The 12,173-nt window shown below is 42.5% G+C and carries 12 protein-coding genes; 8 read left to right on the top strand and 4 right to left on the bottom strand.

What is annotated here, in order from left to right; genetic code table 11:
- Nucleotides 1-145: 145 nt before the first annotated feature.
- Nucleotides 146-1,039, top strand: a complete 894-nt coding sequence (locus BPR_RS08995) for a DUF362 domain-containing protein (protein WP_013281165.1) — start codon at nucleotides 146-148, stop codon at nucleotides 1,037-1,039.
- A gap of 276 nt (nucleotides 1,040-1,315) precedes the next feature.
- On the top strand, nucleotides 1,316-2,680 hold the full coding sequence (locus BPR_RS21540; RefSeq protein WP_013281164.1) for a manganese efflux pump: 1,365 nt from the start codon (nucleotides 1,316-1,318) through the stop codon (nucleotides 2,678-2,680).
- Nucleotides 2,681-2,702: 22 nt separating this feature from the next.
- On the opposite strand, the gene BPR_RS08985 is transcribed toward BPR_RS21540, so the two are convergent.
- The 4 genes from BPR_RS08985 to BPR_RS08970 all read right to left on the bottom strand — a co-directional run bounded on the left by BPR_RS08985 (nucleotide 2,703) and on the right by BPR_RS08970 (nucleotide 6,162).
- Entirely contained in the window at nucleotides 2,703-2,942 is a 240-nt protein-coding gene (locus tag BPR_RS08985; protein WP_013281163.1) for a hypothetical protein, read from the bottom strand.
- A gap of 15 nt (nucleotides 2,943-2,957) precedes the next feature.
- On the bottom strand, nucleotides 2,958-3,185 hold the full coding sequence (locus tag BPR_RS08980) for a hypothetical protein (protein WP_013281162.1): 228 nt from the start codon (nucleotides 3,183-3,185) through the stop codon (nucleotides 2,958-2,960).
- An 80-nt stretch (nucleotides 3,186-3,265) separates the two neighbouring features.
- Nucleotides 3,266-4,951, bottom strand: coding sequence for a 2-hydroxyacyl-CoA dehydratase family protein (locus BPR_RS08975; protein WP_013281161.1), 1,686 nt, complete (start codon nucleotides 4,949-4,951; stop codon nucleotides 3,266-3,268).
- Nucleotides 4,948-6,162: a 2-hydroxyacyl-CoA dehydratase family protein gene (locus tag BPR_RS08970; protein WP_013281160.1), complete on the bottom strand. Its 1,215-nt coding sequence runs from the start codon at nucleotides 6,160-6,162 to the stop codon at nucleotides 4,948-4,950. The genes BPR_RS08975 and BPR_RS08970 overlap by 4 nt, the downstream gene beginning before the upstream one ends.
- A 231-nt stretch (nucleotides 6,163-6,393) precedes the next feature.
- On the opposite strand from BPR_RS08970, the gene BPR_RS08965 reads away from it, so the two are divergent.
- The 6 genes from BPR_RS08965 to BPR_RS08945 all read left to right on the top strand — a co-directional run bounded on the left by BPR_RS08965 (nucleotide 6,394) and on the right by BPR_RS08945 (nucleotide 12,166).
- Nucleotides 6,394-7,164 (top strand): ATP-binding protein, encoded by a 771-nt coding sequence (locus tag BPR_RS08965; protein ID WP_042256832.1) that lies wholly within the window; start codon nucleotides 6,394-6,396, stop codon nucleotides 7,162-7,164.
- A 94-nt stretch (nucleotides 7,165-7,258) separates the two neighbouring features.
- Nucleotides 7,259-8,455, top strand: a complete 1,197-nt coding sequence (locus BPR_RS08960) for a 2-hydroxyacyl-CoA dehydratase family protein (RefSeq protein WP_013281158.1) — start codon at nucleotides 7,259-7,261, stop codon at nucleotides 8,453-8,455.
- Between the two features lie 274 nt (nucleotides 8,456-8,729).
- Nucleotides 8,730-10,229 carry a 2-hydroxyacyl-CoA dehydratase family protein gene (locus BPR_RS08955; protein ID WP_085954377.1) on the top strand — a complete coding sequence of 500 codons (1,500 nt, stop codon included), beginning with the start codon at nucleotides 8,730-8,732 and terminating at the stop codon, nucleotides 10,227-10,229.
- Between the two features lie 159 nt (nucleotides 10,230-10,388).
- Nucleotides 10,389-11,183, top strand: a complete 795-nt coding sequence (locus tag BPR_RS08950) for an acyl-CoA dehydratase activase (protein ID WP_013281156.1) — start codon at nucleotides 10,389-10,391, stop codon at nucleotides 11,181-11,183.
- A gap of 15 nt (nucleotides 11,184-11,198) precedes the next feature.
- Nucleotides 11,199-11,366 carry a hypothetical protein gene (locus BPR_RS20735; protein WP_013281155.1) on the top strand — a complete coding sequence of 56 codons (168 nt, stop codon included), beginning with the start codon at nucleotides 11,199-11,201 and terminating at the stop codon, nucleotides 11,364-11,366.
- A 71-nt stretch (nucleotides 11,367-11,437) separates the two neighbouring features.
- Nucleotides 11,438-12,166, top strand: coding sequence for a hypothetical protein (locus tag BPR_RS08945; protein WP_013281154.1), 729 nt, complete (start codon nucleotides 11,438-11,440; stop codon nucleotides 12,164-12,166).
- Nucleotides 12,167-12,173 lie beyond the last annotated feature (7 nt).

Genomic DNA, 12,173 nt, shown 5'->3' with positions numbered 1-12,173 from the left:
TTTTTATTCACTAAAATAAGTTTATCTATGATTAAGTTTTTTTGTATAGTTATGGATGTAAACAGCATATAAATGTATAATTGATTATGTGGTGATGAAATTTGCTGTTGTCGTTTAGGGCATAGATATTATAAAGGAGGCACTTATGGGATCAGTTTCTAAGGTTTATTTTTCCAGAACAATAACGCCTGAGCAGGTCGTTAAGATGTATGAAACATTAGGGAAAAAGCTTGAAGGAAAAGTTGCTGTCAAGGTTCACTCAGGCGAAGATGGCAATCAGAATTTCCTAAGACCTGAGTTTTTCAAACCTATGGTTGAATATGTAAACGGAACAGTAGTAGAATGCAACACTGCTTATGATGGTGAGAGAAACTATACTGATAAGCATACCAAACTGATAAGGAAACATGGTTGGAATGACTTTTTTGTAGTTGATCTTATGGATGCTGAAGGGCCTGATATGGAGCTTCCTATAGCTCATCCGAATCATCTAAAGAGCGATATTGTTGGTAAGAATCTTGCAAATTATGACTCGATGCTTGTGTTGTCTCACTTTAAAGGCCATCCAATGGGAGGCTATGGCGGAGCACTCAAGCAGTTATCAATAGGATGTGCATCTACAGCGGGCAAGGTCAATATTCATTCTGCAGGAAAATATGTCAAGGCAGAGGAGCAGGGAATTGTCTGGGGAGATCTTCCACCTCAGGATGCATTTCTTGAATCAATGGCAGAGGCAGCTTCTGCAGTAGTTGATTACTTTAAAGGCAACATGGTCTTCATTAATGTAATGAAGAATCTGTCTGTTGACTGTGACTGTTGTGCAATAGCAGAGGATCCTTGTATGGCTGATGTTGGAATTCTGGCTTCTACTGATCCTATAGCTATAGACAGAGCCTGCATGGATCTGATTTACAAATCAGAAGATCCTGGGCGTGATCATTTCCTTGAAAGAGTCCAGAGACAGAATGGTGAGCATACAATTGACGCCGCTGCTGCAATTGGATTTGGAGTCAAGGAGTATGAACTCATAAATGTATGACTTCTTGCAGACATGGTCAGCACTACCAAAAGCACTTGTTTGCAATGGGTAAGCGTTGACAGTGAGTGGTTTAAATGATAATATTTTTCATATTACTCATGAGGGAGTAGCGAGCGTTTTTAACGTAGCAAGTCAACATACTGGCTTTGGCCTGGCTTGTTTTAAATTGCGAGACTCATGTATAGTTGTTGATGGGTGAACTATGCATGGGGCTATATATTCGATATTATGACCAAGTATAGTTCTTCTATACTTGGTTTTTTTAGGAGATTGATTATGGGCTTATTTGAAGTGTTGCTTTTGGCAGTTGGTTTGGCTATGGATGCGTTTGCGGTGTCAATATGTAAAGGATTGGCTGCTGGTAAAGTTACCAAGAAGGAATATCTTTTATGCGGTGTATGGTTTGGAACTTTCCAGGCATTCATGCCGCTTATAGGATATCTTGTCGGTTCTAATTTTGTTAAACTTATTAGCATGGTTGCGCCTTGGGTGGCTTTTATTTTGTTATCTCTTATCGGTGGGAACATGATCAAGGAGGCTCTTGGCCCTGAGGAAGAAGTATCGCCGGGATTTGACGTAAAAACAATGTTCATGATGGCTATAGCAACCAGCATAGATGCACTGGCGGTCGGTATTACTTTTGTTGCCGTTCCTGTCCGGATCATCGATTCCGGAAGTCTTACAAATGTTGTAATTGCAGTGATTATTATTGGAATCATCACTTGTATCATATCGATGGCAGGAGTCAGGATAGGCAGTGTCTTTGGAGACCGCTACAAGGCAGGATCAGAGATCATGGGTGGAACCATCCTTATGTTCATAGGCTTCCGTGCACTGATAACTCATTTGGACAGCTCGAATACATTGGCGGATACTGATACAATTTTTGGTATGCTGATCCCACTTATAGGAACACTTCTTGGTGCGCTTATCATATATGCTCAGAAGGTTCAGCTTTCAGATAAAATGAGAGCAGTATTGGTTGGCTTCAGTACAGGTATAATGCTTTCTGTGGCTGTTTGGGGAATGATAGAACCGGCTGTTGACGGAATAAGTGTTGATGCACATAAGGGAATAATATCTGTGACAATTTTCTTTTGCGTGGGTGTAATACTACAGGTTCTCCTTGATAAGTTTGTACCTCATACGCATGTATATTCGGATATAACAGAAGGTCCGGAGAGTAAATTAAGCCCCATGGTAAAGGCTGTTCTGAAAGAAGTAATACATCATATACCTGAAGGAATAGCGCTTGGAGCAATCTATGCTGCACATTTTATGAAGACAGAATGGATATCAACGACAGTCGCACTTGTTTTGGCGATTGCAATTGCTCTTCAGAATATTCCTGAAGCGTTAAGTGTTTCACTTTGGTTAAGAGGTGCCGGGGCCAAAACGGGTAAGGCTTTTCTTATGGGCGTGGTGTCCGGGGCACCAATACCTCTGCTTGGTATAATCACAGTTGTGCTTATTGTTTTATTCCCGGGACTATTACCATATATCATGTCAGTTTCCGGAGGAGCGCTGGTTTACACGACAATTGAGGAAATTCCTCAGATAGCACTCAAACAGGATAATGACAGAGGCGCACTGGCATTTACTGTAGGATTTGCTGCTGTTATGTTGATGATCTTTATTTGAAATTACTTAGAAAAGAGCTGCCTTATGGCAGCTCTTTCAGCGTTTCATCCAGAAGTTTATTACCTTTTGTGTATTCATCTATTGCCTGTGAAACCTTGGCGGCAAGATCAGGGCTACCCTGGTCTTCAAGTGCATGAACAATAGCGTGGAGTTCTTCTGTGTGTTCTTCATTATGATGATACATGTGATGGAGCAGTGCTTTTAATTTTTCGGGAGAATCTATGCTTCCGTGTTCGTGATGATGGTGTTCATGCTCTGACATTTTATAAGCCTCCTATTACAAAATCTGTGTGTATTCATCGGGAGCAACCTTATCCTTCTGGAGATAAGGAATGCTTGTATTGTCCGCACGCTTCATGTTGTCAAATCTCTTTACCATCATTGGCTCCCAGATGTAATACATAAATTTACCATCAAGGTCCCAGTAAAATACTGCAAAGAGGATACCGTAGATTACAGCGCCTATACCTATTAGTTTTCCTAAGAATCTTAAAAATGATTTCATTTACTAATACCTCTATAAATTATTTAGTCATTTCTTCTATCTGCTATATGGCAGAATCTGTCAGGTAGTATCAATATCTTTTACCAGCTCTTATCATCATCGAAGTCCACAAGTGTTGGATCGAGCGGCTCTTCGTGCATGACTGTTGTCATATAGTCATTGATGATCTGTCTGATCTCTTTTCTTGATACGGTTCTCTTATCAGGAAGAGCGTGTGGAATCCAGATTGCATGAATGTTACGTTTTCTGAATTCGTCCTCGAAGACTCCGTGGATACCCTGCATTCCTTTACACTGAAGCTGATCATACATGATCACCATGTCACAGTTGAAACGTTCCATGTAGCTAAAGAGTGAAAGGATATGTTCATGTCCTCCAACCGCCATGGCTCTCATAGGAGCTTTTTCGTTCATCCAGGCGAGATCCTCAAGAGCGTGCTCATAAGTATCAGTTCTAAGATACTGATCGAACATAAGTGAATCCATGTTGATCACGCAGTTTATTCCCCAGCAGTTGTATGCCCAGGTGCACCAGTGTGAGTAGTATAGAGGAGCGCAGCTCCATGCAATCGCGCGGTGCCTTGTCTTGGGGAAGGTCTCGATTTTGTTTTTGACCGTCTTATTCATGATGCGCTTTACGTGCTCGTCCATCTCATGCCATATTGGTCTGTCGCCATCCTGAGAGTAATAGATTCGATAGAGAGCCTGGGCAACGCCACTGATAGGATAGTAAGGAGTGTTGGCTGCAACGTCCCATTTTTCCCATTCGAACTCTGTGAGTTTGTTGAAAGACTCAGCGGTTTTTTTGTAGGTTTCCCAGTCGAATTTGACACCGTAGTGCTCTTCGATGAACTTCCAGGCGCCTTCAATTTCTTTCTGGCAGTGCTTCTGAACCAGAGGATCGTCATATCTCATGGGCTGAGGAAGGGCATATAGCGGGCGATTTAAGAACCAGTCCTGAAGTACGCTGGTTGCAACTGATCCGTCACAGGCTTCGTTACTGGTTATCATTGTAGGAGCGAAATCCGGATAATCATCATGTACGAAAAGACCATACTCAGCCTGACACATTGGACATGGATCGGATGGAAGACCGATGGACTGGGCAGCGTCAATATAATTAAGAACAGTGTGGTTGTTGACATGAACGGAAACAAAGTAAGGAATCATTTCAAGGGGAATATCTTCTAGCTGTCCTCTGAAAGGATAGAAAAAGCTTCCGCCAACTGTCTCATTATGAGCTATATTAGTGCTCCAGTTTTTGCCTTCCTTGCCTCCATGAAGCTTTTTGTCTGATACAAACATTTCCTGGAACTGGCGGATAGTTTCGCTTACCATTCCGCGATAGTGCCAGGCAGAAGCTTTCATGGCTTCGCCGCGAAGGCCTTCCATTCCTCTGTCAAACCAGTGCATGACTGTGAGATAAGTCTGTCCCATCCAACGATAGCGAATGGTACCTTTGGCAAATTCTACAAGTCCCTGCGGACCTTCGCCGTACTTGATAATGTCGCCTACCATATGAGCGTAGTTGTAGAGCCATATCATATTGAAGTAGTACATGGTATCCATAAAGCCGCGCCATTCGCGGTGCTTGTAAAGACCTGTATCTCCAACATACAGATCGCCAAGACGCCTTTCTTCATGGGGCTTGCCATACCAGAAATCTCTGGCAGCCTTTTTAAAATCTTTTGGCTTGTTTTTATCTTCAGGAGCTTTTTCAACAACAAAAAGCTCTCTGTATTTTGCTTTTATATCTTTTAGCTTCATGCTGTGATTTCCTCCTTAGCATTCTTATTTGCTTTTTGGATGCTCTTAAGTTCAATACTCTCGACAAAGGCCTGGAATCTTGTCCTGAGCTGACCGACAGCATTGTTGACGTATTCTTTTTCTATAGAACATACAGGAATACCAAAATCTTTAGGGAAGATGAGAGTATCAATCGTGCGTTCGTAACTCCAGTATTCGCAGAACTTCATCTGGGAAATAATGAGGCCGTCAGCTTTATATTCTTTTACCACATCAGCCAGGAACTGCTTGCGTTCTCTCATGATGTGCTGATCCATGAAACGTGGACACTGGCTGGTTTCAAGGTAGTGCCTTGCAATAGCGTGCAGAGGAGTCTCACCGTTATGAATGATGATGTCTTCTCTTCCCGGAATTGAGCCGTAGCAGTGTCTGTCTGCAACAACCAGAGCGCCACATTCTTCGATAAGCTTGATAAAATCTGGATCATCTTCCTCGGAACCTGACAGAACTACCTTACATCTGTAGGTCTTTTTCTCATCAGGTTTTCTGGTCTTAAGCTGCTCAGCGATGTCGCGGAGTTTATCTATGATGAGATATTTAGGGCAGACAAGAGTGGAGAGCATTATTGTAGAAAACTCGGTTCCTGTGATAGTAGGTTCATCAAGCTTTCTGTAACTTCCAATTTCGCGGATCAGTCTGCATACCTCATTATGCTCTTTGATTGCTGTCAAAAGAGCTTCATCACTTGTGTCGATTCCAAACTTTTCACTAAGTTTGTCAAGTACGTGAATGCGGAGCTGAGTCTCAAAATGTTCTATTGAATTATCGTTTTTCTTGAATGGAACATCCGTGAATTCACAGAAGAAATCAGGATTCTGTATGATATCCATGAGCTGTAAATGCTCCTGAAATCTACAGGTAACAGTACAGGTTTCTGTAGCCATCTGGGCATCCAAAAAATTGAACCCGCCTTCAAGAGCGCGTTCTAACAGGCATCTGCCATACATGCAGGTGCGGTTGGACATATAATAGGTTGCCATGTCGGGTGAAGAACTGCGAGGAGCGCGAAGGCGCACAGAAACGCAGCCGGGAAGGTCAAGCAGAACTTCCGGCATAAAGTAGCAGGTGTAGCCAAGAATTTTTTTGCCATCGGCCTTGGCCTTGCGAATAAGTTCATTATTCGCTTCCTGTAACAGGTCCTCGAGCTCAAAGATGTGCACGAGATCTTTCATATGAAATTATTCCCCCTTGTAAGTATGATAAAAACCCCTCGGATTCGCACTAAATGTTAATTCGTAATCCTATGTTTCATGATAGCATAAAGTTATGGAAACTTGAATGAAAAAACGTTTGGAAAACTGCACTATATTTTTTTGATTTTTTTTACTATTTGTATATGTGAAAAAAACAATAATTGTTCTAAAATGTATATAGGCATTTTTGGTAGGGGGATTGTTTTTTATATGGGGGTTAATACTAAGATTATTGCGCTAACGGGCAAGGGGGGTGTTGGCAAGACATCGCTTTCAGCCTGCATTGTGCGCGTTTTGACGGATATTTATCCAGATTCTAAAATTCTTGCAATTGATGCGGATCCGGCAGTTGGATTATCGGTTGCTCTTGGAGTCAAACCCAAGCTTACTCTCGATGAGATCAGAAAGAAGGTTGCCGAGGATGTAACAGGGAAACTCCGTGATACGCAGGATATTCTTGCAGAAGCAAAATTCCAGTTATATGAAACAATGGTAGAAAAAGAGGGCTTTGCATTTCTGGCCATAGGAAGGCCGGAGGCTGCAGGTTGCTATTGTGCTATAAATACATATCTGCGCAAGGTTATCGAAATACTGGTAGATGACTTTGACTACGTTGTAATTGATGGAGAGGCAGGTATAGAGCAGATAAACAGGCGTGTTCTTGAAAAGGTTACGCACCTTGTATGTGTGTCCGATCAGAGTCGTAAGGGACTTCAGATTATAGAAACTATCAGGAATGTAGCGGATGAGCTTGTGATGTATGACAAGATAGGGCTCATAGTTAACAGAGCACCACTTCCTGAGAAAATTACAGAAAAAGAGATAGGGAGCGTTCCTGTCGTTGCAGTGATAAGGCCTGACGATGTTATGACGGAAAATGATATAGAAGGAAAGAGCGTTTTTGAGCTTCCGGCTGATTCACTGATCCTTGAAGGCGCCCGGACGGCTCTTAAAAATATGGGTGTTATTGATGAATATTAATCACAATTTCGCCTTTGTATAACTTTCCAAACGATAACAAGGAAAAAACGTTCGGAAATCTGCCAAAGGCGGATGAGGGAAAAGGAGGATACAATTGCAAGACCTAAAGCATTTAATCACTTTTGAAAAATGGCTGGAGGATGCATCTAATCCCCTGGTCAGGGAGGCTCAGGATGAAGGCAAGTATGCTATAGGCTATACCTGCTATCACATGCCGGAAGTACTCTTGAATATTGACAATTGTTTTTCTGTAAGAATGCGTGCTCCAAGAGTGGGGTCGATTGATATTTCTACCTATTACATGTCAAATTATACCTGCGAGTTTGCCAGATCTCTTTTGGAGAACAGTATTGAGGGCGGCTACAGGTTCCTTGACGGAATAGCAGGTGTTGATGCGTGTTCTGCAATGAACAGATGTTATGAGCATATTGAGATTCTGAAGTGTAACGAGAAGCCGCATTTCTTTGTGACACACACCGATGTGCCTTACAAGGTTGAAGAGTACAATTTTGATCAGGTTGCAACACAGATGAGGCTGAGGCTTCTTGATGTGATGCACGAGAAGCTTGGAACAGATGTTTCTGATGAAGCAATTCGCAAGGCTGTAGAACTACACAATGAAATGTGCCGCGTTATCACAGAAATCGGCAATTTCCGCAAGGAAGCCAATCCTCGGATAACCGGATATGAGTTCCATGTAATCTGTCTTGCAAGCTATTGTTGCCCGACAGCCAAGATCCTGCCTCTTCTCAAAGAAACGCTTGAGGAGCTGAAAAACAGAAAGCCTGATGAAAAGAATAATTTCAGGGCGAGGGTAGTTGTTGTCGGCTCAGAGATAGATGATCTTAATTTCACAAGACTTCTCGAGGAAGCCGGTGCTATGGTTGTAGCTGACAGATACTGCTATGGTTCTTTCCCCGGAAGAGAAGAGATCAAGTTAAATGATCATGAAGATGTTGTCAGACAGATAGCCAGACATTATATGCTGACTTCTGAGTGCCCTAGATATATGGCCGAAGAAAAGGTTAAGCAGAGAAAAGATACAGTAGATAAGCTGGCAAAAGAGTATGGTGCTGACGGTATTATTTATGAACAGATGAAGTACTGTGATTTCTGGGCATTTGAGAGACCTCTTGCGAGCCATATCATGACTGAGGAGTACGGATGGCCGACACTTTCAATCGACAGATCCTACAACGTACATAATTCCGGTCAGCTGCGAACAAGATTCCAGGCCTTTGTAGAAGCTCTGGAAATCAAGAAGATCAGAAAAGAAAGGGAGGTAATGTGATGAAATACATTGATCCCAAGAATTTCAGACTTAAAAACCATATAGACTGGAAGGCTCAGGCCGAGAATATGAAGGAAATCGCCGGAATTGTCGGCGATATGGTCAAAGAAACCGACTGGAGCGGAGTGGCTAAGGCAGCTCACAAGGATGCAAAAGGCATAAAAAAGCGACTTGAGCATGAAGTAGACCTTCTTAAAAATATGTCACCTGAGAAGTCAAGGACCTGGTGCTCAATGGTGAAAAGCAGCTTGGCAAGCTCTATGCAAGTGGCAAAATGGCTACAGTCAGGCGTGAGTGGCGTGGCGTCAAGGATACAGGCGCCGATTTCTACGAATGGGCAAGAATGTGGGGTATGCTTCTTGCAACATTTTCCAAGGACCTTGTTCCGGCAATGATGGGAGCCGTTCACTACAGATGGATGGATTCGTATTTTTGCTGTCATTCCTTTATGGATAAAAATACTCTTGGATTAAGAGGAAGAGCTCTTAAGATGCATCATGAGCTCATCTATGCGATTTTTAGATACGTTGCAGAAAACCTTGTACTTTTGATGAAATCTGATGAGAAGGTTGGAAACTGTACTGAACTTTCCAAGAAGATAGTTCTTTTTGATGAAATGACAATGTCGCAGATTATGGCAGGATTTCCTGATCTAATTGGAATTCCGTATCAGCTGATGCCGGTATTTCTTTTGTCTGAAATTGATCAGCTGGCGTGCATGCCATATATTGATGCGGTCGAGTCCTATGGACTTCCGTCTGACACTTGTCCCGTTCCGTCATCTGAGTGTGGTGCAGCAGTCATAGATGCGCTTCCTCACATGGGAGCATGCTTTATTTCAAGTTCTATGCCTTGCGACGGCTCAGTAATGGCATCGTCCTATACAAACCGCAGATTCAAGGATCTTCCTACTTATCATCTGGCTTTCCCGGTTAGATATGAGGACGAATCCATAATGGATGCAGCGGTAAAAGATATAAAGGGATGCATTAAGTTTATCGAGGATAATACTGGTGCTAAGTGGAACTGGGATGCATATTTTGCCGCAATGAAGAGGTTCAATATAGAAACAAAGTATGAGCTTCAGAAGTGGGAGATCAACCAGACACCTAACCCACAGCTCATCGGACCATGCTACGAGCTGTTCCGCAAGTGGAACTATGAAATGGATGGTGGTCTTGATCCGCGTATCATTAAGACTTTCTACAACGTAGACAAGATCATGAAGAAGGCCTATGAGATGAAGGATGAGCCTTGGCGTGGCAAGATGAAATACAGAGCTATCGTATGGTCTATTCCGGCACATTATTATGCAAACTTCTCCAACTGGATGGCTAACTGTTGGGGCGTAGATATTCTGGTAGAAATGGAGTCGCTTAACTTCACTAAGCCTCTTGAAACAGAGAACAAGGATGAAGCTTTTAAAGATCTTGCAAGACTTTATGAGCGAATGGTAATGAGACGTCACACAAACGGCGGCTACGATCATGTTGTAACAGAGCTTTGGAGACAGTGTGAACAGTGGAATGTAGATTTTGTTCTCATGTATCAGCACGTTTCCTGTAAGAATATGGCTACTGTTCAGGGATTATTTGAGGATCAGGCAAGAGAGCGCGGCATTAAACTCCTTTGGGTCAGCCACGATCTTATGGATCCAAGAACTGTTTCAAGAAAGGATATGCGAGCCACGGTCAATGAATTTATGCGCACTGTGATGAAGGCCGAACCAATCGATCCTTCACTTGAAGATTTCGAGGATGACACCACATGGTGAGCAGAGCACTTGCTGAGGTATTTACGAAGCTAGTGCGAGCCATGGGTGAACACTTGGCGAGGTAATGTCGAGCCTAGTGAGAATCCCACGAGTAGACATGAGGAAAAAAGATATGCGTATTTTACCACTAACAATTATGTAAAGAGGGGGACATAGAAAATGAAATATTTTGGCGGATGTGACGTGGGTTCAACCTACACAAAAGCAGTTATTATCGATGAAAATGGCAAGATGGTTGCAAATACCACTTTAAAGAGCAAGATCATTGCACAGGAATCAGCAGAGATGGCTATGAAAGAAGTTGTGAGCCAGGTTCCGGAACTCAGTAGTTCCAAGGATCTTACTTATCTGATAGGTACTGGTTATGGACGAAACAAAGTTCCTTTTGCTGATGAGAATATATCTGAGATTTCATGCCACGCAATGGGCGTGCATGTAACAAATCCAAGCGTTAAGGCTATCATAGATATCGGTGGTCAGGACGTAAAAGGTATTGCGATTGATACTGATGGAACAGTCAAGAACTTTGCGATGAACGATAAGTGTGCTGCCGGTACAGGCAGATTCTTCGAGGCTATGGCCAGATCTTTTGAGATGAGTCTTGAAGATTTCTCCAAGCTTTCACTTAAGGCCAAGAACGTTATTCCAATCACAGCACAGTGTACTGTATTTGCTGAGTCAGAGGTTATCACTCTTGTAGGAGAGGGAAAGCCTATGGACGAAATCGCAGCCGGAATCGAGATGGCAGTTGCAAAGAGATGTTTTGTTATGTCCAAGAAGGCTGGAGCGACAGATTCGATCACACTTACAGGCGGATGTGCCAAGAATGACGGCCTTAAGGCAGCTATTGAACAAGTTCTTAAACTCAAGGTTGTTGAACTTTCAACAGACCCACAGCTTATGGGTGCTCTTGGTGCTGCTGAGTATGCGAGACAAAAAGGCCTTGCAAGATAAAGGAGAGGATAGTCTATGGATAAAGCGCTGAAAATCATTTTTAAAATAATAAAGATATTTACTGTAATCACAGGCGTTTTATTTGTTATCTATTTCTGGAATCTGGATCAGAAGCTGATGGCATGGCTATACACGATAGTCAACAAGATATTTGACCGTAAGAAGACGGATATCAGATTCTGATCATTTTGATCGTGGTCTTATCGATCAGATGAGGCTGATAACTACTATAGATTCGAGGACAACTGGATAACATGAAATTATATGACGGAATAATATCGGATACTTTGGATGTGCTGTCCGGATTTGAAGCTAGAGGGTCTGTAAAAAGATATCCCTATAAAGGTAGTTCGTGGAAAGACAACGGAAGCAGCGAATTCATCATGCAAAGAGATGTTGCGCTTGAACTTGGAGCCGGTGGAGAACCTTCTGTTAACTATACACTGGTTACTACTTCGGGCATTGTGACTGAAAATGAAACATTAGTGTATGGACCTGACATTAATGAAATACATGGAAATATCTCTTTTGCCAGAATTGTGATACTTGAGACTGAGGATCTTGAAGAAGACAAGGATCAGGAGAAAGCCTTTGCTGCTATACGAAATCTCGAATTTGTAAGGTATCATGTTTTTCCAAAAGGCTACATGGTAAGAGTATCGGCGCGTAGCAATCAGGAACAGATCCGCATCAGTCAGGGAGCATATGTTAACGGTATCTCTTTTGCCAAGGTTGGAGCTCTTTATATCAGAAAATATAAGGAAGTCTCAGGGGTTAAAAATGTCCGTGTGGTTTTCATTACCGACAGAGAACTCGTAGAAAAGCTCATGCCTAACGCAGACAAGGTGGACACTATCACTAAGACGCTCACTCATATTTTGGACGGAATGCCTACGGACTGCGGGCATTGCAGCATGAAGAGTGTATGCGATGAGGTTGATGGAATGAGGGAACTACATTTGGGCAAAATGAAAAAGAATTAAGATTGCA

The sequence above is a fragment of the Butyrivibrio proteoclasticus B316 genome (genome assembly GCF_000145035.1).
Classification (GTDB): domain Bacteria; phylum Bacillota; class Clostridia; order Lachnospirales; family Lachnospiraceae; genus Butyrivibrio; species Butyrivibrio proteoclasticus.
The sequence above is the reverse complement of the archived record's forward strand: the minus strand, read 5'-3'. Positions and strand labels throughout refer to the sequence as shown.